General features: G+C 71.3%; 22 protein-coding genes and 1 riboswitch. Of the genes, 11 read left to right on the top strand and 11 right to left on the bottom strand.

The window, feature by feature from the left end:
* Positions 1-51 precede the first annotated feature (51 nt).
* On the top strand, positions 52-2715 hold the full coding sequence (locus tag ACFY3C_RS08225) for a SpoIIE family protein phosphatase (RefSeq protein WP_390770184.1): 2664 nt from the start codon (positions 52-54) through the stop codon (positions 2713-2715).
* 183 nt (positions 2716-2898) lie between these two features.
* Here ACFY3C_RS08225 and ACFY3C_RS08220 read toward each other — a convergent pair whose 3' ends face one another.
* Positions 2899-4131 carry an FAD-dependent oxidoreductase gene (locus ACFY3C_RS08220; protein ID WP_390770183.1) on the bottom strand — a complete coding sequence of 411 codons (1233 nt, stop codon included), beginning with the start codon at positions 4129-4131 and terminating at the stop codon, positions 2899-2901.
* A 179-nt stretch (positions 4132-4310) separates the two neighbouring features.
* On the opposite strand from ACFY3C_RS08220, the gene ACFY3C_RS08215 reads away from it, so the two are divergent.
* From ACFY3C_RS08215 to ACFY3C_RS08205, 3 genes are all read left to right on the top strand, one after another.
* Positions 4311-5336: an aldo/keto reductase gene (locus tag ACFY3C_RS08215; protein ID WP_390770182.1), complete on the top strand. Its 1026-nt coding sequence runs from the start codon at positions 4311-4313 to the stop codon at positions 5334-5336.
* A 196-nt stretch (positions 5337-5532) separates the two neighbouring features.
* Positions 5533-5835, top strand: a complete 303-nt coding sequence (locus ACFY3C_RS08210) for a hypothetical protein (RefSeq protein WP_390770181.1) — start codon at positions 5533-5535, stop codon at positions 5833-5835.
* Between the two features lie 204 nt (positions 5836-6039).
* A complete protein-coding gene (locus ACFY3C_RS08205; RefSeq protein WP_390770180.1) occupies positions 6040-7239 on the top strand; it encodes an enoyl-[acyl-carrier-protein] reductase FabV in 1200 nt (399 codons plus the stop codon).
* Positions 7240-7430: 191 nt separating this feature from the next.
* Here the strand turns inward: ACFY3C_RS08205 and ACFY3C_RS08200 are convergent, their stop codons facing one another.
* The gene (locus tag ACFY3C_RS08200; protein WP_390770179.1) at positions 7431-8411 is read right to left on the bottom strand and encodes a hypothetical protein; all 981 of its coding nucleotides are present in this window, start codon (positions 8409-8411) and stop codon (positions 7431-7433) included.
* 380 nt (positions 8412-8791) lie between these two features.
* Here ACFY3C_RS08200 and ACFY3C_RS08195 point away from each other — a divergent pair, with 380 nt between their 5' ends.
* Positions 8792-9955, top strand: a complete 1164-nt coding sequence (locus ACFY3C_RS08195) for a PP2C family protein-serine/threonine phosphatase (protein WP_390770178.1) — start codon at positions 8792-8794, stop codon at positions 9953-9955.
* Positions 9956-10066: 111 nt separating this feature from the next.
* Positions 10067-10134: riboswitch (guanidine-III (ykkC-III) riboswitch) on the top strand.
* Positions 10135-10146: 12 nt separating this feature from the next.
* A complete protein-coding gene (locus ACFY3C_RS08190; RefSeq protein ID WP_386577450.1) occupies positions 10147-11025 on the top strand; it encodes an MBL fold metallo-hydrolase in 879 nt (292 codons plus the stop codon).
* 24 nt (positions 11026-11049) lie between these two features.
* On the opposite strand, the gene ACFY3C_RS08185 is transcribed toward ACFY3C_RS08190, so the two are convergent.
* The 4 genes from ACFY3C_RS08185 to ACFY3C_RS08170 are packed head-to-tail and all read right to left on the bottom strand — an operon-like array spanning position 11050 to position 15899.
* Positions 11050-12192 carry an XdhC family protein gene (locus ACFY3C_RS08185; protein WP_390770177.1) on the bottom strand — a complete coding sequence of 381 codons (1143 nt, stop codon included), beginning with the start codon at positions 12190-12192 and terminating at the stop codon, positions 11050-11052.
* On the bottom strand, positions 12185-14317 hold the full coding sequence (locus ACFY3C_RS08180) for a xanthine dehydrogenase family protein molybdopterin-binding subunit (protein WP_390770176.1): 2133 nt from the start codon (positions 14315-14317) through the stop codon (positions 12185-12187). The genes ACFY3C_RS08185 and ACFY3C_RS08180 overlap by 8 nt, the downstream gene beginning before the upstream one ends.
* Complete coding sequence (locus ACFY3C_RS08175; protein ID WP_390770175.1) at positions 14314-15306, bottom strand: FAD binding domain-containing protein; 993 nt, start codon at positions 15304-15306, stop codon at positions 14314-14316. The genes ACFY3C_RS08180 and ACFY3C_RS08175 overlap by 4 nt, the downstream gene beginning before the upstream one ends.
* On the bottom strand, positions 15303-15899 hold the full coding sequence (locus ACFY3C_RS08170; RefSeq protein ID WP_390770174.1) for a (2Fe-2S)-binding protein: 597 nt from the start codon (positions 15897-15899) through the stop codon (positions 15303-15305). Before ACFY3C_RS08170 ends, ACFY3C_RS08175 begins: the two co-directional genes overlap by 4 nt.
* A gap of 242 nt (positions 15900-16141) precedes the next feature.
* Here ACFY3C_RS08170 and ACFY3C_RS08165 point away from each other — a divergent pair, with 242 nt between their 5' ends.
* A complete protein-coding gene (locus ACFY3C_RS08165) occupies positions 16142-16720 on the top strand; it encodes a TetR/AcrR family transcriptional regulator (protein WP_386577455.1) in 579 nt (192 codons plus the stop codon).
* A 37-nt stretch (positions 16721-16757) separates the two neighbouring features.
* Here ACFY3C_RS08165 and ACFY3C_RS08160 read toward each other — a convergent pair whose 3' ends face one another.
* Positions 16758-17483, bottom strand: a complete 726-nt coding sequence (locus ACFY3C_RS08160) for an ankyrin repeat domain-containing protein (RefSeq protein ID WP_390770173.1) — start codon at positions 17481-17483, stop codon at positions 16758-16760.
* Between the two features lie 179 nt (positions 17484-17662).
* On the opposite strand from ACFY3C_RS08160, the gene ACFY3C_RS08155 reads away from it, so the two are divergent.
* The 3 genes from ACFY3C_RS08155 to ACFY3C_RS08145 all read left to right on the top strand — a co-directional run bounded on the left by ACFY3C_RS08155 (position 17663) and on the right by ACFY3C_RS08145 (position 20319).
* Positions 17663-18016, top strand: a complete 354-nt coding sequence (locus tag ACFY3C_RS08155; RefSeq protein WP_390770172.1) for a hypothetical protein — start codon at positions 17663-17665, stop codon at positions 18014-18016.
* Positions 18017-18200: 184 nt separating this feature from the next.
* The gene (locus ACFY3C_RS08150; protein WP_390770171.1) at positions 18201-19769 is read left to right on the top strand and encodes an FAD-dependent monooxygenase; all 1569 of its coding nucleotides are present in this window, start codon (positions 18201-18203) and stop codon (positions 19767-19769) included.
* 136 nt (positions 19770-19905) lie between these two features.
* On the top strand, positions 19906-20319 hold the full coding sequence (locus ACFY3C_RS08145; RefSeq protein ID WP_390770170.1) for a cytidine deaminase family protein: 414 nt from the start codon (positions 19906-19908) through the stop codon (positions 20317-20319).
* Positions 20320-20325: 6 nt separating this feature from the next.
* Here ACFY3C_RS08145 and ACFY3C_RS08140 read toward each other — a convergent pair whose 3' ends face one another.
* The 4 genes from ACFY3C_RS08140 to ACFY3C_RS08125 form a co-directional block, all read right to left on the bottom strand.
* Positions 20326-20709 (bottom strand): VOC family protein, encoded by a 384-nt coding sequence (locus ACFY3C_RS08140; RefSeq protein ID WP_390770169.1) that lies wholly within the window; start codon positions 20707-20709, stop codon positions 20326-20328.
* Positions 20710-20833: 124 nt separating this feature from the next.
* Positions 20834-21484 carry a response regulator gene (locus ACFY3C_RS08135; protein ID WP_386577689.1) on the bottom strand — a complete coding sequence of 217 codons (651 nt, stop codon included), beginning with the start codon at positions 21482-21484 and terminating at the stop codon, positions 20834-20836.
* A 2-nt stretch (positions 21485-21486) separates the two neighbouring features.
* Positions 21487-22287: a sensor histidine kinase gene (locus ACFY3C_RS08130; RefSeq protein ID WP_390770168.1), complete on the bottom strand. Its 801-nt coding sequence runs from the start codon at positions 22285-22287 to the stop codon at positions 21487-21489.
* The gene (locus tag ACFY3C_RS08125) at positions 22254-22700 is read right to left on the bottom strand and encodes a hypothetical protein (protein ID WP_390770167.1); all 447 of its coding nucleotides are present in this window, start codon (positions 22698-22700) and stop codon (positions 22254-22256) included. The genes ACFY3C_RS08130 and ACFY3C_RS08125 overlap by 34 nt, the downstream gene beginning before the upstream one ends.
* Before the next feature lie 178 nt (positions 22701-22878).
* On the opposite strand from ACFY3C_RS08125, the gene ACFY3C_RS08120 reads away from it, so the two are divergent.
* A complete protein-coding gene (locus ACFY3C_RS08120) occupies positions 22879-23394 on the top strand; it encodes a YceI family protein (protein WP_390770166.1) in 516 nt (171 codons plus the stop codon).
* The last annotated feature ends 8 nt before the right edge of the window (positions 23395-23402 follow it).

Raw genomic sequence — 23402 nt, 5'->3', positions numbered from 1 at the left:
TGGCGGTCGTTCAAGGATGATGGCGCGTTGGAGCCGAGGTTAGATGGGTCTATGGACCGGCGGCCCGGGCGTCTGCGGTCCTGGCAGGGGCTGCGCACCGTCTCCGGCCAGGTCTTCATCCTGCAGGTCTTCATCATCGTGGTCCTGGTGGCGGCGGCCGTCGTCGCCCTGCTGCTGCAGTCCCGGGCGGACGCCGAGCGCGAGGCCCGCAACCGCACACTCGCCGTGGCCTCGGCCGTCGCCTCGTCCCCGTCGGTACGTCAGGGCCTGGAAGGCCCGAACCCCGCCGCCGCGCTCCAGCCGCAGGCCGAGGAGGTCCGCAAGCGCGCCAAGGTGGACTTCATCGTGGTGATGAGTCCGGAAGGCATTCGCTACACCCATCCGAATCCGGCGCGGATCGGCGAGCACTACATCGGCAGCATCGCGGCGGCGCAGCACGGTGGCATCGTCACCGAGACCACCACGGGGACGCTGGGCCGCTCGGTGCGGACCGTCGTCCCGGTCACCTCGTCCGACGGGAAGGTCATCGGCCTGGTCTCCGCGGGCATCACGGTCAAGCAGGTGAGCGGGGCTGCGGACCGGCAGGTACCGCTCGTCCTGGTCGCGACCGGCGTGGTGCTCCTGGCGGCCACCGGCGGAACCGCGCTGATCAGCAGGCGGCTGCGCCGTCAGACACACGGTCTCGGCCCGGTGCAGATGACACGGATGTACGAGCACCACGACGCCGTTCTGCACGCGGTGCGCGAAGGTGTTCTGATCGTCGATCCGCAAGGCGGTCTGCTCCTGGCCAACGACGAGGCACGACGGTTGCTCGGGCTCGCGGCGGACGTGGAGGGCCGGCCCGTGGAGAGTCTGGGCCTCGAGCCGAGCGCGGAGCGGCTGCTGCTGTCCGCCACCGCGACCACCGACCAGGTGATCAGGGTCGGCGACCGGCTGCTGGCGATCAGCCTGCGCCCCATGGCGCAGCAGCCCGGGCCAGGGGGCGCGGTCGCGACCCTGCGGGACACGACGGAGCTCAGCGCGCTGATGGGCCGCGTGGAGGACGTACAGGAACGGCTCAAGCTGCTGTACGACGCCGGCATCCGCATCGGCACGACGCTCAACGTGACCCGTACGGCCGAGGAGCTGGCCGAACTGGCCGTGCCCAGGTTCGCCGACTACGTGACCGTCGACCTGGCCGACGCCGTCCTGCGGGGTGAGGAACCGAACCTGGCGAACATGGCGGAGTTGCGGCGTGTGGCCCTGCACGGCATCCGGGAGGACACACCGCTGTATCCGCCCGGCCGGCTCATCCACTTCGACGCCTCCACGCCGCAGGCCTCCGGGTTCGGTTCCGGGCGGATGGTGCTGGAGGCCGACATGGCGGCGTTCTCCGGCTGGCAGGTACAAGCCCCCGACCGGGCTCGCAGGCTGGTGGCCTATGGCATTCACTCCATGATCGCGGCTCCGCTGCGGGCCCGCGGGGTGATCCTCGGGGTGGCGACCTTCTGGCGGTCGAAGGAGCCCGCGCCCTTCGGTCCGGAAGACCTCTCGGTTGCCGAGGAGCTGGTCGCCCGCGCCGCGGTGAGCATCGACAACGCCCGCCGCTTCACTCGGGAGCACGCCATGGCCGTCGCACTGCAGCGCAGCCTTCTGCCGCACGCGCTTCCCGAGCAGAGCGCTGTCGAGGTGGCCCACCGCTATCTGCCGGCCGAGGCGGGGCTCGGGGGTGTCGGCGGCGACTGGTTCGACGTCATCCCCCTGCCTGGGGCCCGCGTCGCGTTCGTGGTGGGCGACGTCGTGGGGCACGGTCTGCACGCCGCCGCCACCATGGGGCAACTGCGCACCGCCGTCCACAACTTCTCCACCCTCGACCTGCCGCCCGACGAGTTGCTCTGGTACCTCGACGAACTCGTCACCCGCATCGACCAGGACCGGGACGAGGAGAACGGCGAAGCGCCGACGCTCACGGGTGCCACGTGCCTGTACGCGATCTACGACCCGGTGTCCGGCCTGTGCACCATGGCCAGAGCCGGCCACCTGGACCCCCTGATCGTGCACCCGGACGGCCGCGCAGACCTGGCCGGGGTGCCGGCCGGTCCCCCGCTGGGGCTGGGCGGGCTGCCCTACGAGAAGGCGGAGATACGCCTGCCCGCGAGCAGCGCCCTCGTGCTGTACACCAACGGCCTGATCGAGGAGCGGCATCGTGACATCGACGAGGGGATCGAGCAGCTGCGCCGCACCATCGCACACGCCGGACTGACGCCGGAAGAGATATGCCAGGTCGTGATGGACGCGCTGCTGCCGACGGCACCCCGCGACGACGTGGCCCTGCTGGTCGCTCGCACCCGGCTGCTCGACAGCCACCGTACCGCGGTCTGGGACGTGCCCTCCGATCCCTCGGCCGTCGCCGGCGTGCGGGCCTGCGCCGACAGGCTGATGCACAGATGGGGTCTGGACGAGGAGGCGTTCACCCTGGAACTGATCCTCAGCGAGCTGGTCACCAACGCCATCCGGCACGCGACCGGTCCGATCAGCGTGCGCCTGATCCGCGACCGCACCCTCATCTGCGAAGTGTCCGACGGGAGCAGCGTCTCCCCGCACCTGCGCCGGGCCACCACCATGGACGAGGGCGGCCGCGGCCTCTTCCTCGTGGCCCAGTTCGCCGACCGCTGGGGCACGCGCTACACGCCTGACGGCAAGGTCATCTGGACCGAACAGCAGCTGCCCGTATGACTCGCACGTCGCCCATGGATCTCACCCAAGTCCTCGGCCAGGCACGGCAGGACGGATACGGCATGGTCGAACAGGAACTGGGGCTGGATTTCGTTCCATGGGGCGGTGCCGGTGCACGACGCGCGCGGCAGGGCCGTGGCCGCGCTCGACTGACACGGCCCGAAGCGCTCGCGTGCCTGGCGGCTAGCGGACGGCCACCGCGGGTGGACGTTCCCGGAGTGCGCCGTATCCGATGAAGTACGCGGGCAGGCGTCGCATCCATCGCGATCCGGCGACCCGGCGTGCGAGGCGCTGGGCCCGCTCCGGGCTGCCGAGAGGCGGACGGCCCTGCAGGACGGGGCCGATGAAGAGGGCGTGTGCCGTGCGCTGGAGCGCCTGCGTGGCGACCGTGGTCGGAAGGCGCCGGCGCTGCACACCGCGTACGTCGCGCAGGCCCACGGTCCCCTTGCGCAGTGGCTCGATCAGATGGCGTGCGGCGGCCACGGCGTCCTGGACCGCGAGGTTGATCCCGATACCGAAGACCGGGGACATCGCGTGCGCCGCGTCGCCGATGCACAGCAGCCCGGGACGGTGCCAGCGGCGCAGCCGGTCCAGGCGTACGTCCAGGAGCTTGACCTCGTCCCACGAGCGCAGGGCGTGCGAGCGGTCGGCGATCCACGGGACGGCCGCGGTGAACTGGGCCTGGAAGCGGTCCAGGCCCGCCGCACGGCGCTGTGCGTCGGTGCCCTTCGGAATGAGTCCGGCGCACTGCCAGTAGTCACCGCGGTCGATCATCGCGGTCAGGAAGCGGTCCCCGGCGCTGCCGACGAGACCGCGCGGGTCGCCCTCCTGCCGTGGCAGGCGGAACCACCAGGCGTCCATCGGGCAGGTGAAGCTGCGCAGCCCCAGTTCCGGCAGGGAGCGCGCCAGTGATCCACGGCCGTCACAGGCGACGGTCAGCACAGCCCGCAACTCGCCGGTACGGCCGTCGGCGGTGCGGTAGCGCACCCCGGTGACCCGTCCGGACTCGATCAGGAAGGACGTCGCCTCGGTGTTCATCCTCAGCTGGAAGGACGGCTCGCGCCGGGCCTCGTCCGCGAGCAGGTCCAGCAGGTCCCACTGGGGCACCATCGCCACGTAGTTGTACGGTCCGCGCAGCACCGTGAGGTCGGCGACGGTGACCGTCGAACGGCCGGCTCCGACCGGCAGCTGGACGGTGTTCACCCGGCGCTGCGGCAGCTGGGCGAAGCGCTCGGCCAGCCCCAGGTCGTCCAGAAGAGCCAGGGTGGAGGGGTGGACAGTGTCGCCGCGGAAGTCGCGCAGGAAGTCGCCGTGCTTCTCCAGGACCGTCACCGCGACGCCGGCCCGGGCCAGCAGCAGGGCGAGCACCATGCCCGCGGGACCGCCTCCCACTACACAGCACGTGGTTTGTTCCATCGCGGTCCTGCCCTTCACGATCACGAGAGCAGTAATTCATCAGTCACGTAATTCATCAGACGATGAATACTATACTCCTCACCGCGGCGGCCGACCTGTGAAAGGGCGCGCGGAAACCGCCGATCGGTGTCCGGAAAGCAGTTGCTTCGAGCGCACTCGAACGATCTAGCGTGACGGGCATGAGCAACGCCATCGAACAGATCCGCAAGGTCCAGCTGGGCAACGGCGGCCCCCTCGTGGGCGTGCAGGGCTTCGGCGCCATGGGCATCAGCGACGCGTACGGCGAGACGGACGTCGCGGCGGCCCGCGACACCCTGGAGGCCACTCTCGAGGCGGGTGTCACCCTCATCGACACCGCCGACATGTACGGCTCCGGCGCCAACGAGGAGTTCCTCGCGCCGTTCGTGGCCGCGCACCGCGACGAAATCACTCTGGCCACCAAGTTCGGCATCGAGCGCCGCGCCGACGACCCGCGCTACCGCGGTATCCGCAATGAACCCGCCTACGTGAAGAGCGCGGTCGAGGCGAGCCTGCGCCGCCTGAACGTCGAGGTCATCGACCTGTACTACATGCACCGGCGCGACCCCGCCGTCCCGCTCGCCGAGTCCGTCGGCGCCATGGCCGAACTCGTCCGGGAGGGCAAGGTCAGACACCTCGGCCTGAGCGAGGTCACCGGCGCCGAGCTGCGCGAGGCGCACGCCGTGCACCCGATCACCGCGCTGCAGTCGGAGTGGTCGGTCTTCAGCCGGGACGTAGAGCGCAGCGCGGTGGGCGCGGCCGCGGAGCTGGGGGTCGCGTTCGTGCCGTACTCGCCGCTGGGCCGGGGCTTCCTGACCGGTGCCTTCGTCGACGCGGGCACGGATCTCTCCAGCAGCGACTTCCGCCAGTATCAGCCGCGCTTCACCGGCGACAACGCCAAGGCGAACGCCGCCCTCCTGGAGCCCCTGCGCAAGCTCGCGGCCGACCGCGGCGCCACCACGGCGCAGATCGCCCTCGCCTGGGTGCACCAGCGGGCCCAGGTGCACGACCTGACCGTCGTACCGATCCCCGGGACCCGTAAGCGCAGCCGCCTTCTGGAGAACACCGCAGCCACCCGGATCACACTGACCGCCGACGAACTGTCGCTGCTGGAGCCGATCGCGGGCCAGGTGGCGGGCGACCGCTACCCGGACATGTCGTTCACCTCCGTGGGGCGGGAGGCCTAGCGTCTTTCGTTCGGATCACAAGCCCAGCGGGATCCGAACGAGAGGGCTCGGGTCTGTGACCGGAAGGGTCTGCTCGCGCCGCACGGAACGGGCCCCGCACCCGGCCGCTGTCGAGCGGGGGTGCGGGGCCGGTGGTGGCGGGGCGCGGCCGGGGTTGCGGGGTGGGCCAGTTGCAGCCGGGGCCGGTGCTGGGGTCGTGGCAGACGTTGAGGCCGGGTCCGCCGTCGACGCCACTGGCACCGCCCCCGGCACCTGCCGGGAACGTCCCCTCACCGGCACCGCAGTCGGACCCGTGCTGGCCTGCGGCGCCGGTCGCGGTGACGGAGAGTCCGGTGACGCGGGCCGGGACGACGAGAGGCTGGTCCGCGCCCGCGCCGATGGTCCAGGCCACCGGCGCCGCCGCGGCCGGGCCGGCGGTGGGCAGCACCAGCGTCGCCCGGGCAGCACCGCCATGGCGAGCAACATGCCGGCACGCCGGGCCACGCGAACCCCGACGTGAGCGTCTGTCGGAGAGGCACCAGGCCGTCCATGCGTTGGTCGGGACACCGTGCCGCGTGGATGAGAACGACATCGACAAGATTCTTGACCGGACCCTGGCACATGTCGCCACATCCCCATACAGGTTGACCGGACAGGATGGAGGCCTGACCGGCCTGGCGCACGCTCTTCACCGGGCGGTGGCTCCTCAGCACGAAGGAAATCGATGACTCTCCGCGAGATCAAGCCCGGCAATCGTGGCTTCCTTTACGTCAACTCCCATCCCGAGGGCTGCGCCGCTGTCGTCGACGAGTTGTGGCAGCGCACCCCCGCACCTACCGGCCCGGCCGGCGCGGCGGGGCCGGTTGCCCTGATCATCGGCTCCAGCGCCGGCTATGGACTCGCCGCCACCGTCGCCGCGTTGCGCACCTACGGTATGCGCGGGATCGGCATCGCCTTCGAGGCCCCCGAGACCGAGCGCCGTACCGCCTCCGGCGGCTGGTACCGGACGGCCCGTACCGCAGCACTCGCCGGACCGGACAGCGATTTCGCCTTCCTCAACGCAGACGCCTTCTCCGTCGCGGCCAAGGAGCAGGCACTGGACCACCTCGCTGCCCGGTACGGCAAGGTCGACTACCTCATCTACAGCGTCGCCGCGCCCCGCCGCACCGACCCGGCCACCGGCGAGGTCCACCACTCGGTGATCAAGCCCCTGGGATCCGCCTACCGGGCCAAGACCCTGCAGTTCGACGGCGACACCCCACTCGTCGGCGCCCTGGAACTCGAGCCGGCCGACGACGCGGAGCGCGACTCGACCGTGCACGTCATGGGCGGCGCCGACTGGAAGCTGTGGATCGACGCCCTCGCGGACCGTGGCCTCATCCACGACGGCTTCCACACGGTAGCGCTCTCCTACGTGGGCTCCGACCTGACCGCACCGATCTACCGGGCCGGCACCATCGGCGCGGCCAAGCAGCATCTGGAGGACACCGCGCGCCGCCTCCAGCAGGACTTGGCGCCGCTCGGCGGACAGGCCCACACCGTGGTCGCCGGCGCGGCTGTCACCCAGGCCTCGACCGCCATCCCGTCCATCGCCCTCTACACCAGTCTTCTCCGCGCCGTCCTCGGCAACGACTTCCAGAGCACCGCTCAGCAGGCCGCCACGCTCTGGCAACAGCTCACCGGTGCGGTGCCGCTCCAGCTCGACGAGGAGCAGCGGATCCGCCTCGACGGCTGGGAGATGGACGACAAGGTTCAGGACGCCGTCCACGAACGCTGGGCCGCCGCGGCCACCGACACGCTGGCCGAACTCGCGGACACCGACTGGTTCCAGGCGCAGGTCGGCCGGCTCTACGGGTGGCACGTCCCCGGAACCGACTACGCCGCCCCGGCCCAGACCACGGTTCCCTGGCCGACCACGAACTGAGCCGGCACGTGGTCGTCCGAGCCCACGTGAGGACGGCCGCGAGATGAAGTGCGGCCTGGTGGGCGATGGGCCCAACAGTCCAAGGCCCTGCCGTCGAAGTCGTCTCGGATGGTTCGGCGTTCCCACTGCCGTCGCCGCAATCCGCCCGCATCGGAGGGCACTTGGCCCCGGCGCGGGCGGAAGTCCGGTCGTCACGCGGAGGCCTTGGCGGCGTCGTGTGCGGTGGGAAGCCTGCGGGAGCGGACGAGTACCGGCAGCATGGCCGCGCCTGCAGCCACGGCGGCGGCGTGCAGAACGGCCGCGAACGCGAGGTTCTCCGGCAGCGACACATCGGCGGGGTGCGCGATCGCGACGTACAGCGTGATCGGCAGCCTCCAGCCGCTCCACGCGAACAGCGAGCCGGTCCCCAGCCAGCCGAGTGCCAAGGGGACCCAGCGGGGCAGACGGGCAGGCCGGCGCCGGATGAGCATCCACGTGGCAGCTGAGGCGACGAGCGCCCACATCCCCCACACCCCCGTGAGCAGCCGTCCGCCGGCCTCCTGGTCCGCGGGACGCGCGACACCGGCCGTGCCGCCGAGCGCCCAATAGACCCAGACGATCCCGATCACCGTCGCGATGCCGGCCGCCCACAGCGCGGGCCGTGGGCTGCGCTCGCCGTAGTCTCCGACCCGCCCCGCGAACACCTGAGGCCAACGCCGTCGAAGGTAGGCGGGCAAGGCGAGTGCGAGGCCCAGTCCCATCCCCACGAAGCTGATCTGGATCAGCGCGGCTTCCCAACCCGGCATGGCAGGACTGGAGTCTTCATGGCCGTGGGGCGTGCCGTCCGACAGGCCCAGCAGCGAGTCCAGTACGGCATACGGCAGTAAGGGAACGAGGAACCCCGTGCCCACCCAGGCGACGAACGCCACCAGCGGTCCCGGCATCCGCATTCCCCAGGGCCGTACGAGGGCGAGGGACACGGCGATCCCGATGGCTGCCATGCCGATGGTCGCCGTGTTGAGCGCCGACCACCCGGTCAGGTCGAACCCGTCACCGATGGGGAGCAGCCCCGCCGCCGCCCCGACCACCCATGAGATCTTGATCAACGCGTACGGCGTCATCACCAGAGCCGCCCCGTACGCCGCCAGCCGCCCCGCCCGGTCCAAACGGTCCGTCCGATCCACCCGGTCCATCGAAGGTCCCCCCCCTTTCTCCCCTTGGGAGATCCACCCTCGTCGGCAGACTCACACGCCGCGTCACGCGCAGGTCGTATCCCTCACATCCCTCTCCCCCATCCGGCGGACACCGTCCTCCACCCATGACCCCGGCCTCGCGAACATGCCGCCAAGTGGAGCAATCACCGGTGTGCCGGGACCCCGCACAGGAGGCTGGACCTCTTGCAGGGGTCGTGCGATCAGGAGTCCGGTGTGCGAAGGCCGCGTAAGCCGAACCGTCAGACAAGTCGTCCACCGGCACGGCACGCTTCCCGGGCTGAGTCGGCGGCTCCGGCGACGGGCGCGTGCGGGAGCACCGGGTGAGGCTCGGGCGTACCCGTCGGGAGCCGGAGGCCGGCATGGCCGTACGGACCCAGCTGCCCGCGCCTCCGGCGTGGATGCGCTGGCTTCCGGCGCTGTTCGTCGCGGCCCTTCTGCTGATCGAACCCTTCACGCCGGTGGACTGGCCGGTGAGCTTCGCGCTGATCACCGTGCCGCTGCTGGCCGCCTTCACCCAGGGTCCGCTCGGGGTCGCCGCCGTCACGGTCTTCGCGGTCCTCTTCGAAGGGGTCCTGGCCGGTACCCCTTGCTGTGCGGGCCGGTCCGTCGGCTACCTGTGGGAGCGCCACTACGTGGCCTCCTACATCTGCACCATCCTGGTGGGCGCAATCGGCACGGTCCTGGCCGCCCACCGGACCCGCCGTGAACGCACGCTCGCCGACGTGCGCTTCGTGGCCGAGATCGCGCAGCGTGTCCTGCTGCGGCCGGTGCCGCACCGGATCGGCAACCTTCTGCTGGAAAGCCTCTACCTCTCCGCCGCCGCGGAGGCGCGCATCGGCGGCGACCTCTACGAGGCCGTCCCCACCTCGTACGGGGTCCGGCTGCTCATCGGCGACGTCCGCGGCAAGGGTCTGCTCGCGGTCGAGACCGCCGCCACCCTGTTGGGCGCGTTCCGCGAGGCGGCGCACGACGAACCCGATCTGCCCTCCCTGGCCGACCGCGTGGAGGTCAGCATGGGCCGCAGGGCGATGCTGCTCGGCGGAGGCGAGGTGGGCGAGCGGTTCGTCACCGCCGTCTTCGCCGAGATCCCGACCGAAGGTCATCTCGTCCGGATCGTCAACTGCGGTCATCCGCCCCCGCTCCTCATCCGTTCCGACGAGGTGCGCGAGCTGGACCGGGGGCGGTCGGCTCCGCCGTTGAACCTCGGCGTGCTGGTCGGAGCGCCGTACAACGTCGACGTCTACGACTTCCGGCCCGGCGACCAGCTCCTGCTGTACACGGACGGCATCACGGAGACCCGCGACCCCCACGGCACCTTCTACCCCCTCCTCGAGCGGCTGCGCTCCTGGGGACCCCTTCCGCCGCGGGAGCTGCTGGAACAGCTCCACGGCGACCTGATGGCCTACAGCCACAACCGCCTCCAGGACGACATCGCGGCACTCACCGCCTGCCTGCTCGCCGACCAGCCGGCCGAGCCGGCTCCTCTGTCGGACGCGGCGGGCGGAAGTGTCGGGGCGCCGTGATGCCGCCGCCCAGGGTCCCTACGGCGGCCGCCGTCCAAGGCCCCTGCGGCGTGCACGGCAGGACGTGCGACGACGGCCATGGGCCCCGTCGGACGCCGTGGTAGCGTCCCGTCGGAGGCTCTGACGTGCCTGCCCCGGACGAGATGTGCGCCGTACCCGGCCCGCCAAGACGACGCACGCTCGGAGGCATCGTGGACACTGGCACGCACCTGATCGACTTCAGCAGCGCCCCTCCCCAGGCCCGTCCACTGGACGTGCGGTGGATCCATGGCTCGCCGTCGGCCAAGCACAACACCGACCCGGACATCCAGGTCCATGCCTATGACGAGCACACGTTCATCCTGCGGCAGAACATGGCGGTGCACTATGAGGCGCCGTTCCTGTTCCTGCTGTGCGGCAACGAACGGGCGGTGCTGATCGACACCGGCGCCACCGGGTCCGCCGAGCTCTTCCCCCTGCGCCGGGTGGTCGACGGGCTCCTCGCGGACTGGCTCACCCGGCACCCCCGCGACGGTTACCAGCTGCTGGTGCTGCACACCCACGGGCACGGCGACCATGTCGCCGGCGACGACCAGTTCACCGATCGCCCCGACACGACGGTGGTGGGGGCCGACCGCGCCGGCGCCTGGCGGTACTTCGGGTTCGACGCGGACCCGGACGCCCTGGCCCGCGTCGACCTGGGCGGCCGGGTGCTGGAGTGTCTGGCCACCCCGGGGCATCACCAGGCGGCCGTCACGTACTACGACCCGGCCACCGGCCTTCTGCTCACCGGCGACAGCGTGTATCCCGGGCGGCTCTACATCGAGGACGTCCCCGCCTTCGCCCGCAGCATCGACCGTCTGATCGAGTTCGCCGACCGCCGGCCCGTCACCCATGTGCTCGGCTGCCACATCGAGATGACCACCGAGCCCGGCGTGGACTACCCGGTCCGCACCACCTACCAGCCCGACGAGCCCCCGCTCCAGCTGACCCCGGCTCACCTCCGCAGGATTCGTGACGCGCTCACCGAACTCGGCGCCGACCTCACCTGGCGCGCCTACGCGGACTTCGTGCTGTGCCCCCGGGCCTGAGCCCGGTGGGGCCGGCATCGACCCTCAGGCGGCCGTAGCCTCGTCGCGTCCCTTCTGGCGGTGGTGGATCGGCGTCTTCGTGCCGGTCAGAGGAACGCCCGTCCCGCCGCGTCCGGCGGCAACGATCTCCGCCACGATCGACAGGGCGGTCTCCTCCGGCGTACGGGCGCCGAGGTCGAGGCCGATCGGGGAGCGCAGTCGAGCCAGCTCCCGCTCGCTCACGCCCTCTTCCCGCAGACGCCGATTTCGTTCCTCGTGGGTGCGGCGCGAGCCCATCGCACCGACGAACGCCACCGGCATCGCGAGGGCCGCCTTCAACAGGGGTACGTCGAACTTCGCGTCGTGGGTGAGCACGCACAGGACCGTACGGGCGTCGGTCGCGGTGCGCCGCAGATAGCGGTGCGGCCAGTCGACGACGACCTCGTCGGCGTCGGGGAAACGGGCCCGCGTGGCGAAGACGGGGCGGGCGTCGCAGACGGTCACGTGGTAGCCGAGGAACTTGCCGGCCCGCGCCAGCGCCGAGGCGAAGTCGACCGCGCCGAAGACGATCATCCGCGGGGGCGGCATGTTCGATTCGACCAGCAGGGTGAGGCCGCCGGGACAGTGCGAGCCGTCCGCGGCGACGTCCACCGTGCCGGTGCGCCCGGCCTCCAGCAGGGCCCGGGCCTCGGCCGCCGCCGTCAGGTCCAGCTGGGCGTGGCCGCCGAGAGCGCCCTCGTACGTGCCGTCGGGTCGTACCAGCAGGGCCCGGCCCAGGAGTTCGGCCGGGCCACGGGCGACCCGGGCCAGGGCCGCCGGTTCGCCCCGGACAGCGGCCGACAGAGCCGACGCAAGGACCGTCCGGGCGGGTGCGTGCCCGCCCACCGGCGTGATCAGCACGTCGATCGTCCCGCCGCAGGTCAGTCCCACGGCGAAGGCGTCCTCGTCGCTGTACCCGAACCGTTCCGTGACGCTCTCGCCCGTCCCGAGCGCCCGCCGGCACAGCTCGTAGACCGCGCCCTCCACACACCCGCCGGAGACCGAGCCGATGACGGTGCCCTCGCTGTCGACGGCGAGGGCGGCGCCGGGACCGCGCGGTGCGCTGCCGCCCACCGCCAGCACGGTGGCTACGGCGAAGTCCCGGCCCTCCTCGATCCAGTGGAGCAACTGCTCGGCGATGTCAAGCACTTGGTACCCCGGCCTGGACGACGCGGTCCGGTCGGATGGGCAGGCTGCGGTGGCGTACGCCGGTCGCGTGCCAGACCGCGTTGGCGATGGCGGCCGCGGCACCCACGACGCCGATCTCTCCGATGCCCTTGATCCCGACCGGATCCCTCGGGTCCGAGTCGTCGATCCAGTCGGCCTCGATGTCCGGTACGTCGGCGTGCGTGGCCACGTGGTAGCCCGCGAGGTCGGCTCCGACGTGGCCGCCCGAGGCTCGGTCCCGGATCGCCTCCTCGTGCAGGGCCATGGAGATGCCCCAGATCATGCCGCCGGTGAACTGGCCGCGGGCCGTGAGCGGGTTGACGATCCGGCCTGCCGCGAAGATGCCGAGCATGCGCCGCACGCGCACCTCGCCGGTGGTGACGTCCACGGCCACCTCGGCGAACTGCGCCCCGAAGGAGTGGCGTTCGGCGGGGGCGAGGGCGCCGATGGCCGCGGTGGTGTCCGACCGCACCGTGATGCCCTCCGGCGGGATGCCGGTGCCCAGGCCCAGCCTGTCGCGCAGCTCGTCGGCCGCGGCCGTGACCGCCCACGCCCACGAGCGGGTGCCCATGGATCCGCCGGCGATCATCGCCGGTCCGAAGTCGCTGTCACCGATGCGTACGCGGACCCGCTCCGGAGGCACGTGCAGCGCGTCGGCGGCGACCAGGGTGAGTGCGGTACGGGCCCCGGTGCCGATGTCGGCCGCGGCGATCCGGACGGTGAAGGTGCCGTCCGGGTGCGCGGTCACGGCAGCCGTGGACGGCATGGCACCCGCGTGGAAGGAGGCCGCGGCCGTGCCGGTGCCGAGCAGCCAGCGACCGTCCCGGCGCAGGCCCGGACGCGGGTCCCGGTCCGCCCAGCCGAACCGTCGGGCGCCTTCGCGGAAGCAGGCGGGCAGATTGCGGCCCGCGAAGGGCAGGCCGGAGACCGGCCCCTTGTCGGGTTCGTTGCGCAGGCGCAGCTCGATCGGGTCGATCCCGCACTGTTCGGCGAGTTCGTCGAGCGCCGCCTCCAGCGCGAACGACCCCGATGCCTCACCCGGGGCGCGCATCCACGTCGGGGTCGGTACGTCGAGCCGTACGACGCGATTGGCGGTGTGGTGGGCGTCGGCGTCGTACATCACCCGGGCCACCCCGGCGCTCGGTTCGACGAACTCGTGCACGGTGGAGGTGAGGCTGACCGAGCGGTGCTCCAGTGCGCGCAGCCGTCCGTCGGCGTCGGCGCCGAGCCTGACGCGCTGGACGGTGGGGCTGCGGTATCCGGCGAGCGAGAACATCTGTCGGCGGGTCAGGACCACGCGTACCGGGCGTTGCAGCACGGTCGCGGCCATCACGGCGGCCACCTGGTGGGCGCGGACACCCTTGCTGCCGAAGCCGCCACCGACGTGTTCGGAGCGTACGTGCACCGAGGCCGGGTCGAGCGAGAAGAGGCTCGCGAGTTCGCCGACGACCCAGGTGGCGCCCTGGTTGGAGTCGACCACTTCGAGTCGGCCGCCGTCCCAGCGGACGGTCGCCGCGTGCGGTTCCATCGGGTTGTGGTGTTCTTCGGGGGTGGTGTACTCGGCGTCGAGGGCGACGGCCGACGCGGCGAGTTCGGCGTCGAGGTCCCCCTTCTCCGCCACCGCGGGCATATGGCCGTCCAGCGGGTAGGCGTCCGGGTGTTCACCCGTGAAGTCGATGTCGTGGGGCTCCTGTTCGTAGTGCACCACGAGCGCCTCGGCGGCCTCCCTGGCCTGCTCGGACGTCTCGGCGACGACCAGCGCCACCGGCCAGCCCATGTGCGGCACCCGGTCGTGCTGGAAGACGGCGCAGGTCAAGTCGGGCTTCGATCCCATCAGTCCGGCGTAGTCGGTCTCTACACGCGGGGCGTTGCGGTGGTCCAGGACGGCAAGGACGCCCGGGAGTTCGAGGACGGGAGCGGTGTCGATCTCGCGGATGCGGCCGCGGGCGACCGTGGACAGGACCAGCCAGCCGTGCGCGAGGTCGGCGAAGGGGACCTCGCCCGCGTAGCGGGCCGCTCCGGTGACCTTGTCCCTGCCCTCCACGCGGGTGTGCGCGGTGCCGACGGAAGGCGTCGACGTGGGTGTCCTGGTGGTGACGGTGGTCATCGGGCGGCCTCCTCGGCGAGTTCGGTCAGCAGGGCCACCACGAGGTTGTGCATCAGGGTCACCTTGTAGCCGTTGTGCGGCAGCGGCCGCGCGGCCGTCAGCTCGGCGGCCGCCGCCGCGGCGTAGGTCTCGGCGTCGGCCGGCGCGCCGGTCAGGACGCGTTCGGCCGCGACGGCCCGCCACGGGTGGGAGGCGACCGCGCCGAGCGCCAGACGTGCGTCCCGGACGACGCCGTCACGGATGTCGAGGGCGGCGGCGACCGAGCCGATGGCGAACGCGTACGAGGCGCGCTCGCGCACCTTGCGGTAACGGGAGTTGGCAGCCGTGGGGGTGGGCGGCAGGGTGACGCCGGTGATCAGCGCGCCTGGCGGCAGGGCGGTCTCGCGGTGCGGGGTGTCGCCGACGGGCAGGTAGAACTCGCGGAGCGGCAACTCGCCCGGCCCGTCCGCGGTTTCGTACGAGACGACGGCGTCGAAGGCGGTGAGTGCGACAGCCATGTCCGAGGGGTGTACGGCCACACAGTGGTCCGATGCGCCGAGGATCGCGTGGTTGTGGTGTTCGCCCTCGACGGCGGGGCAACCGCTGTCGGCGGCACGCTTGTTGCAGGGCTTGGTGACATCGGTGAAATAGCCGCAGCGGGTGCGCTGGAGCAGGTTGCCGCCGACCGTGGCCATGTTGCGCAACTGCCCGGACGCGCCGGCCAGCACCGCCTGTGCCAGCGCCGGGTAGCGGCGCCGGACTTCGGGGTGGGCCGCCAGGTCGCCGTTGGTGACGGTGGCCCCGATGCGCAGACCGCCCTGCGGCGTCGACTCGATCTCGTCGAGCGGGAGTTCGCGGATGTCGACGAGGTGGGCGGGGCGTTCGACGCCGGCCTTCATGAGGTCGACCAGGTTGGTGCCGCCGCCGAGGAAGCGCGTGTCCGGATCGGTACCGAGCAGTGCGACGGCGCCGGCGACGTCGGAGGCCCGCTGGTAGCTGAACTCCCTCATGCCACAGCCTCCTTGGCCTCGGCTTCGGAACTGGTGCGCGCCACCGTGGCTGTTCCGGTGTCCGTTCCGGCCTCGGCCGCCCGGGCCACCGCCTCGACGATCGAGACGTACGCGCCGCAGCGGCACAGATTGCCGCTCATCCGCTCGCGGATCTCGTCGGCGCTCAGGGGTGGTGGTCCCGCTTCGGGCCGTACGTCGTCGGTGACCGCGCTCGGCCAGCCCGCCGCGTGCTCCTGGATCATCCCGATCGCCGAACAGATCTGTCCGGGGGTGCAGTAGCCGCACTGGTAGCCGTCGAGGTCGAGGAAGGCCTGCTGCACGCGGTGCAACTGCTCACCGTCGGCGACGCCTTCGATGGTGGTGATCTCGCGGCCCTCGGCGGCCACGGCCAGTTGCAGGCAGGCGACGGTCCGGCGCCCGTCCAGCAGGACGGTGCAGGCACCGCACTGGCCCTGATCGCAGCCCTTCTTGGTGCCGGTCAGATCGAGGCGCTCGCGCAGTGCGTCGAGCAGCGTGGTGCGGTGGTCGACGGGCAGTGTGTACTTCTCGCCGTTGATCTTCAGGGTGATGACACTGGACGTCGATAAAGCCATGAACAACTTCTTTCGCTTTCCAGGACGGTTGTGGAGAGTGCGTCGAGCAGGCCGCTGCCGGAGCGGGAATCGAAGGTGCGGGATGCTTGGGCCGAAGAAGGTGGCAACTGCTGGCTGCCACAGGGCGGTGTCCACGGCTACCGTGGACGCAACCGGACAGCTATCCGCTACCCGAGGAACCTATACGGACAGCTGTCCGGTTAGCAAGGGCGGGGTTCGGCCAGAACCCTTGAGGAGGACGAGTGCCACAGAAGAAGGACGCCCCGCTGCGGTCCGACGCACAGCGCAACCGCGAGCGCATCCTGGAAGTGGCACTCGTCGAGCTGACGCGCAGCGCGGACGCCCCGCTCAGCGTGATCGCCAGGAAAGCCGGCGTCGGGCAGGGCACGTTCTACCGCAACTTCCCCAACCGTGAGGCACTCGTCCTGGAGATCTACCGCCACGAGATGCGGCAGGTCGCCGACAGCGCGGCTCAGTTGCTCGACACGCGGGCGCCCGAGCAGGCCCTGCGTGCCTGGATGGACCGGCTCGCCGAGTTCGCCATGGCCAAGGCCGGCCTGGCCGACGCGATACGCCAGGCCACCAGCGCACCGGGAAGCCCGGCAAAGCCGGCTCACACGCCGGTGACCTCCGCGGCGGAACTCCTGCTCCGGGCCAACGAGAAGGCTGGCACGATCCGCCCCGGAGTCACCCCGGAGGACTTCTTCCTCGCCATCGCGGGCCTGTGGCAGCTCGACCCGCACGAAGACTGGCAGGCACGCGCCGCCTGGCTCCTCGACCTCGTCCTGGACGGCCTGCGGACGGGGGCGCCCGGCCGGTGAGCGACGCACAGCACGCGACGGTCCGGCCGAGGCGGTGTCAGGCGAGGCCCTCGGCCGACATCGCTCCCTGCTCCCGTAGCCGGGCGACCAGGGTGGGGTGGCCGGATCTGTCGGCGGCATCGAGTGCGGTCAGCCCGTCGTGACCGATCCACTCGACGTCACCGCCGCGCTCCAACAGGTAGGCGGCGACCGGCTGTTGTCCACCGTGGCAGGCGCACCACAGCGCGTTGGTGATCTCCTCGCGGCTCGGTGGCTCGGCCTGGGGCGGGAAACAGGCGGTGACGCGGTCGGCTTCACCGAGGGCGGCGGCCTGCCACAGGCTGGTGCGGGCACCGCGGTCCAGCAGACGCCGAGCGGCGTTCCACTGGCCGAAGGCGACCGCGTCGGCGATCGGGGTGCCGCCGCCGATCACCCCGCCGTCGGCTTCGATGTCTGCGCCCAGATCGAGCAGGGCGTCCAGCACGGGCACGTCGTCGTTGCTGGCCGCCCAGTGCAGGGGTGTCTCGCGGTGCGGGCCGATGAAACGTGCGTTCACGTCGGCTCCCGCCTCTACCAGGGCAGTGACGGTGTGCGGGCCGCGCGGGTGGTGGCCGGGCCAGTCCGTGGCGATGTGCAAGAGCGTGCGGGCGGTCTTCGTGTCGCCCAGCCGGGCCGTGACCAGGCCCGGATGCACGGCGAGCAGGTCCTGCAGGGCGGGCACGTCGCCTGCGCGGATCGCCGTCACGGCGGCAAGAGCCTGCGGTGCGGTCATGTCGAGCAGCATGGGGCCACCTCCCGGTTCACCACCTGGTTAGCACGAGCCACTGACAACCGGGACGCCGACCGGAGGCGCGTCCGAACGGGTGACAGCGGAACGCTTCTGCTCCGACGGTCCGCATACGAGGCGCTCGCGGGGAGCAGGGCTGCAGATGACCTTGGTCGTCCTCACGAAACGAGAACTCCGTGCGTCTTTGGAACACCGTCGCCGCCGTTTGCGGTGCCATCGCGCTCACCGCCGTCCTGGCCACGCCCGCCCAGGCCGCCACCGGCGACTTCGGCTACAAGTTCATCGGCCTGAACGGTCGGCCCCAGGCTGCCACCCTGCACGACCCGCCCAGCGGTGAGTGCGTCACCCTGCCCGAAGTCGCGGACCCGGGCGCCTCCGAGCCCGCCTTCGCGCCGCACAACAACACCGACGAGTTCGCGATCGTCTTCACCGAGCCCGACTGCACCGGCGACCCCTGGATCCTCCGCCCCCACGGCAACCCGGCCACGGACCGCCTGAAGCTCCGCTCGGTCGTCTTCCTCAGGCCCTGACCCACCCGACCAGGGCCCCGGCCTGCGGGGCCCTCCCCCATGCCTCCCCATGCCTCCCGCATTGCGACCCGCCGCGGGGTGCGGATCATTCATCTCATGACGGCTCAGGCCGAAATCCCGAGACGGCATCGCCGACGGACACCGAGGGCCCCGACACTTCCGAGGTGAGCAGGAGGAGTTCGACATGGCTGTGGCGAACGCCGAGGTGGAGGTACTGATCGTCGGCGGCGGTCCGGTCGGGCTCACCGCCCGAGCGCTCCTGGAACGCTGGGGCGTGGGGGTGCTGCTGGTCGAGAAACACGCCGAGCTGTCACCGTTTCCGCGGTCCCGGCTGGTCAACGTGCGCTCGATGGAGATCTATCGTCAGCTGGGGCTCGCCGACAGGATCGCGGCCAAGGCATTCGCACCGGAGTACGGCCGCGTCCGCTTCCGCGACACCCTGCACGACCGGGACTTCGCCACGGCGGCGATGGCCGGGGTCAACGCGCCGGTTCCCGAGAGCCCCGTGATCGGCGTGGTCACCTCGCAGGACCGCCTGGAACCCACCCTGCTCGCCGCGGCAGACACGGAGGTGCGGTTCGGGGTCGAACTCGTCGACCTGGCCGAAGGAGCCGAGAGCGTCGTGGCCGTGCTCGCAGACCACCATCGCGGTGAGCAGACGCGCGTCCGTGCCCGTTACGTACTCGCCGCCGACGGCGCGAGCTCCACCGTCCGGCCACTGCTCGGGATCGAGACCGAGGGCCCCGGAGCACTGGGCGGCTTCACCACCGTCGTGTTCGACGCCGATCTCAGCCGCTGGTGCGCGTACCAACCCGCCGGGGTCTACTTCACCCCGCACGGCTCCTTCGCCCCGCTCTACCCCGAAGGAGGCTGGGCGTGGTTCGGTGCCACACCCGAACACACCACGGATGCCGACTGGCCCGACGTCGTCGCACGCGCCCTCGGCCCCGGAGCGGACGTGGCAGCCGAGGTGTTGCGGGTCCAGCGCTGGGTGATGAACGCGTTCGTCGCCGAGCGCTTCCTGCACGGCCGGATCCTGCTGGCCGGCGACGCCGCGCACGCCCTCCCCATCATCGGGGGCCTGGGCATGAACACCGGCCTCGCCGACGTGCACAACCTGTGCTGGAAACTGGCGGGCGTGCTCCGCGGCTGGGCCGAACCAGGCCTGCTGGAAACCTACGAGAGGGAACGCCACCCCGTCGCCCACCGGACACTCCGCCAGGCGGTGGCCAGCACCAAGCTCATGGTCCACGTACTGACCAGGCGCCGCGCCCAGCTCGCCACCGGCGAATCGAAATCGTCCGAGACCGAACTCCCCTGGGCGGAGTGGTACTTCGCCCAACTGGGCCTCGTGCTCGGCGTCACCTACCACTCCCCAGCCGTCCTCACGGGTAACAGCACCCCACCCGAACTGTCCGACGGAGACACGGACTACGTCCCCATCGCAGAGCCGGGCCACCGCATGCCCCACTTCTGGCTCACACCCGACCGCTCCACGCTAGACGCCTTCGGGGAATGGTTCACCCTGCTCACCCCGGACCCCACCCACTGGACCCAGCACACCGACGCACGGTGGCCACTGCGCATCGAACCTCTTCCGAAGGAGCACGCCGACCTCTGCGGCATCACCCCGCAGGGAGCGCTCCTCATCCGACCCGACGGTCACATCGGCGCCCGCTGGCAGGACCGCCCGTCGGCCGACGGCACTCTCCGACACGCGCTCGCCTCGATCACCTGCTCGGCACCCTCCTGACGACCGAGCCTCGCCTGTCCACTCAGGGCTTCAGTAGCCTCACACCACCGCGGAACAAGCACACCGCCGATATTCGCTTGCGTATCAGCGTCACCCGGGTCAACGTCACCTGGCACCCTGACGAAGGCAGAGAAGAATGACCACGCTGACCCACCCCGTCGACCACGAACTCATCCAGGCCGCGGGCGACGTCGCCCGCACGCGCTGCCGGGGCGACAACCACACCATGGCAGCCGCGGCCCGCGCCAAGGACGGCCGGATCGTCACCGCTGTGAACGCCTACCACTTCACTGGAGGCCCCTGCGCGGAACTGGTCCTCATCGGCACGGCAGCCGCCCAGGGCGCCTACGACCTGGAGACGATCGTCGCCGTGGGCGACCGCGACCGCGGGGTTGTTCCCCCGTGCGGCCGGTGCCGTCAGGTCCTTCTCGACTACTTCCCGGCCCTCAGGGTCATCGTCGGCGAAGGCGACCGCATCCGCAGCGTCCTCATCACCGACTTGCTGCCCGAAAGCTACATCTGGGCCGACCACCAGCTCGACGCGGAGTAGACCGCATCAGAGGGGCTGGAGCCGGGTGCGCAGGAGGCAGAATTCGTTGCCCTCCGGGTCGGCCAGGACGTGCCAGCTCTCGGTGCCGGTCTGGCCGACGTCGGCGGGCTTGGCGCCGAGAGCGAGCAGACGCTCCAGCTCGGCGTCCTGGTCGCGGTCGGTGGCGTTGACGTCGATGTGCAGTGGGAGCTTCCCGGTCCGCGGGTCGCTGCTGGGGCTGAGGACGAGGGTGGGCTGCGGGCCGCCGAAGCCGATGCCGGGCGGCCCGATCTCGATGCTTCCGTCGTCCTCCCGGCCGAGTTCGACGTAGCCGAGGACCTCGCTCCAGAAGGCGGCGAGCCGGTCGGGGTCGGCGCAGTCGATGACCAGCTCACTGATACGGCATGCCATGCCCGGCAGTGTAGGTGGACAACACGCGCCACGCGATCGCATTTTGCTCGGCCGTGTCGCTCCTGCCAGGCACTCTCGAGCGGCCGACGATCAGCGGCCGACCCAGTACCGGCCGCCCTCGGCATCAGGCGTCGGTAAGCCCCGCGTCGTGGGCGAGAAGGCCGGCCTGGGTGCGGTTGACACAGCCCAGTTTGTCCAGCATCCGCGAGACATAGCCCTTGATCGTGGCCTCGGAGAGGTACAGCCGCGCCGCGATCTGCGCGTTCGACAGGCCCTCGCCGACACCGGCCAGCACCTGGACCTCACGCTCGGTCAGCGAGCCGACCAGTTCGCGGGCGCGGTCGCGGGCCGAGATCTTGTCCGTCGAGGCGGCGATGAGCCGGCGGGCGGCGGAGGGTGACAGGACGGTGTGCCCCTGGGCGGCGGTCCGCACGAGGCCTATCAGCTCCTCCGGCGGGGTGGACTTGACCAGGAAGCCGGTCGCCCCGGCCCGCAGCGCCCGCAGCACGTACTGGTCGGCGTCGAAGGTGGTCAGCACCACGATGTTCGGCGGGTCGGCCAGCTCGTTGATGCGTTCGATCGCGGTCAGCCCGTCCATGCCCGGCATGCGCAGATCCATCAGGATGACGTCCGGGCGGCTGCGCCGGACCGCCTCGATACCGGCCGCGCCGTCGTGCGCCTCGTCGACGACCTCGATGTCCGGGGCCGAGCCGAGGATGGTGCGCAGGAAACCGCACACCATCGGCTCGTCGTCCACCACCACTACCCGGGCCATGCTCACAACTCCGATTTCGCGGTCGGGACGAACGCGGGCAGCGTCGCCTCGACGCTGAACCCGCCGTCGGAACAGGGTTCGGCACGCAAGGTGCCGTGCACAAGCTCGATGCGCTGCCGTAGTTGGGCGATCCCGAGACCGGAGCCGGTGTCGGCGAGGGCGCTGCGGGGACCGCCGGACGGTGACGTGTTGCGGATCGTCAGCCGCAGCTGTGCGTTGCCGTACTCGACGCGCACGCTCACGCGGGCGCCGCGAGCGTGTTTGCGTACGTTGGTCAGCGCCTCGCGCAGCACGCGGTAGGCGGTGCGGCCGACCACCGGTGAGGCCAGCGCGGGGTCGCCCTGCTCGATCAGCTCGGTCGGTATCCCCACCGCCACGGACTCGGCGACAAGGTCGGCGAAGCCCGTCACCGAGGGGGTCTGGTCGCCCTCCGGCGCGGTGCGCAGAATGCCGACCAGGTCCCGCAGTTCCTCCAGCGCCTGGCAGCCCGCGGCACGCAGGTCCTCCGCCGCTCGCCGGGTGGGCTCGTCCGGTGCCGTCACTTTCATGGCACCGGCCTGCAGCACCATCAGACTCACTCGGTGGGTGACCACGTCATGCATCTCACCGGCGAGCCGGGCGCGTTCGTCGGCGCGGGCCTGCTCGGCCAGCAGATGACGCTCCCGTTCGGCGCGTTCGGCGCGCTCGACCAGTGCTTGCATCAGCCTGCGGCGGGTGTCGAAGTAGAGCGCCAGCAGCGGCCCGACCGCGATCCGCAGCAGCCCGATCGTCATGTTCGGGACGGACAGCTCCCAGGGCTGCATGACGACGAGAGTGAACGCGGCGAGCACCAAGTACGCAGTCCGGCGGCTCCGTTGGTAGAAGAGCGGGCCGTAGGCGGCCGGCATGGTGGAGGGGGAGCCCACAACTGGCCCTCGTGAGCCGGTGTCAGCACGCCCGCCGGCGCAATCAGCAGCGTCACCGCGAGCGTGAACGCGCCGAGCACGCCGACGACGGTCAGCGGGGCGGTGCGGCGGACGGCGAGCGAGGCGCAGGCGAGCGCCTGCACACCCAGCATGACCCAGGCGAGTGTCCCCGGGTGGGCGGGCCACCAGGTGGCACCGGCCATGGTCAGGCCGGTGTCGAGCAGCACGAAGGCGGCCACGATCATCACGTCCAGGGCGAGCCGGTGCCGGCGGTGCCATGGTCCGTCACACGCCCCCCGGTCGTCGGTCATGAGGCTCACCGTAGGCCATCCGCCTCGCGGACCCGCCCCGGCCGGCAGTACTGCACACCTCCGTCTCGGGCGGACCCTACGAAAGTCGTATGCCGCGCTCCGTGAGCAAGCCTTCGTCGGGTGAGGAACCAACCGCCGGCCCTGCCGCGCCGTATGCCCACCGCCGTGGAATGGAGGCATGGATGCGACAGGCAACACCGTCACGACGACGCCCTGGCTCGGTCGCTACACGATCGACACAGACCGTTCGTCCCTCTCGTTCAGGACAAGACACATCTTCGGCCTCCTGCCGGTGCGCGGCACCTTCGCGATCCGCGGCGGCACCATCGAGGTGGCCGAACCGCTCTCCGAGTCACGTCTGCACGCGGAGGTCGTCGCGCCGAGCTTCCGCACGGGCAACGCCCAACGGGACGACGCCGTACGGTCGGTGAAGTTCCTGGACACCGACCGGTATCCGCTGATCACGTTCACCTCCGACCGGGTGGACACCACGACTGTCTCCGCCACCCTGACCGTGTGCGGAGTCTCCCGGCCGACCAGCCTTTCGCTCGTGCACGCCGAGGTGCTCGCGGATGCCTACACCGTCCGTGCCACCACACGGGTCGACCGCACCGAGTTCGGTGTGACGGCGGCCCGTGGCATGGCCGGACGCCACCTCGACCTGACGTTGGAGATCCGTTGCGTCCGCAGCTGACAGCCACG

It is taken from the genome of Streptomyces sp. NPDC001410, from assembly GCF_042895235.1.
Classification (GTDB): domain Bacteria; phylum Actinomycetota; class Actinomycetes; order Streptomycetales; family Streptomycetaceae; genus Streptomyces.
The sequence above is the reverse complement of the archived record's forward strand: the minus strand, read 5'-3'. Positions and strand labels throughout refer to the sequence as shown.

What these genes read in the sequence shown, in the direction of transcription:
- ACFY3C_RS08225 (WP_390770184.1), top strand. Translation starts at nt 52, where the DNA reads ATGGACCGGCGGCCCGGGCGTCTGCGGTCCTGGCAGGGGCTGCGCACC.
- ACFY3C_RS08220 (WP_390770183.1), bottom strand. Translation starts at nt 4,131, where the DNA reads ATGGAACAAACCACGTGCTGTGTAGTGGGAGGCGGTCCCGCGGGCATG.
- ACFY3C_RS08215 (WP_390770182.1), top strand. Translation starts at nt 4,311, where the DNA reads ATGAGCAACGCCATCGAACAGATCCGCAAGGTCCAGCTGGGCAACGGC.
- ACFY3C_RS08205 (WP_390770180.1), top strand. Translation starts at nt 6,040, where the DNA reads ATGACTCTCCGCGAGATCAAGCCCGGCAATCGTGGCTTCCTTTACGTC.
- ACFY3C_RS08200 (WP_390770179.1), bottom strand. Translation starts at nt 8,411, where the DNA reads ATGGACCGGGTGGATCGGACGGACCGTTTGGACCGGGCGGGGCGGCTG.
- ACFY3C_RS08195 (WP_390770178.1), top strand. Translation starts at nt 8,792, where the DNA reads ATGGCCGTACGGACCCAGCTGCCCGCGCCTCCGGCGTGGATGCGCTGG.
- ACFY3C_RS08180 (WP_390770176.1), bottom strand. Translation starts at nt 14,317, where the DNA reads ATGACCACCGTCACCACCAGGACACCCACGTCGACGCCTTCCGTCGGC.
- ACFY3C_RS08175 (WP_390770175.1), bottom strand. Translation starts at nt 15,306, where the DNA reads ATGAGGGAGTTCAGCTACCAGCGGGCCTCCGACGTCGCCGGCGCCGTC.
- ACFY3C_RS08170 (WP_390770174.1), bottom strand. Translation starts at nt 15,899, where the DNA reads ATGGCTTTATCGACGTCCAGTGTCATCACCCTGAAGATCAACGGCGAG.
- ACFY3C_RS08160 (WP_390770173.1), bottom strand. Translation starts at nt 17,483, where the DNA reads ATGCTGCTCGACATGACCGCACCGCAGGCTCTTGCCGCCGTGACGGCG.
- ACFY3C_RS08150 (WP_390770171.1), top strand. Translation starts at nt 18,201, where the DNA reads ATGGCTGTGGCGAACGCCGAGGTGGAGGTACTGATCGTCGGCGGCGGT.
- ACFY3C_RS08145 (WP_390770170.1), top strand. Translation starts at nt 19,906, where the DNA reads ATGACCACGCTGACCCACCCCGTCGACCACGAACTCATCCAGGCCGCG.
- ACFY3C_RS08140 (WP_390770169.1), bottom strand. Translation starts at nt 20,709, where the DNA reads ATGGCATGCCGTATCAGTGAGCTGGTCATCGACTGCGCCGACCCCGAC.
- ACFY3C_RS08135 (WP_386577689.1), bottom strand. Translation starts at nt 21,484, where the DNA reads ATGGCCCGGGTAGTGGTGGTGGACGACGAGCCGATGGTGTGCGGTTTC.
- ACFY3C_RS08130 (WP_390770168.1), bottom strand. Translation starts at nt 22,287, where the DNA reads ATGCAGCCCTGGGAGCTGTCCGTCCCGAACATGACGATCGGGCTGCTG.
- ACFY3C_RS08125 (WP_390770167.1), bottom strand. Translation starts at nt 22,700, where the DNA reads ATGACCGACGACCGGGGGGCGTGTGACGGACCATGGCACCGCCGGCAC.
- ACFY3C_RS08120 (WP_390770166.1), top strand. Translation starts at nt 22,879, where the DNA reads ATGGATGCGACAGGCAACACCGTCACGACGACGCCCTGGCTCGGTCGC.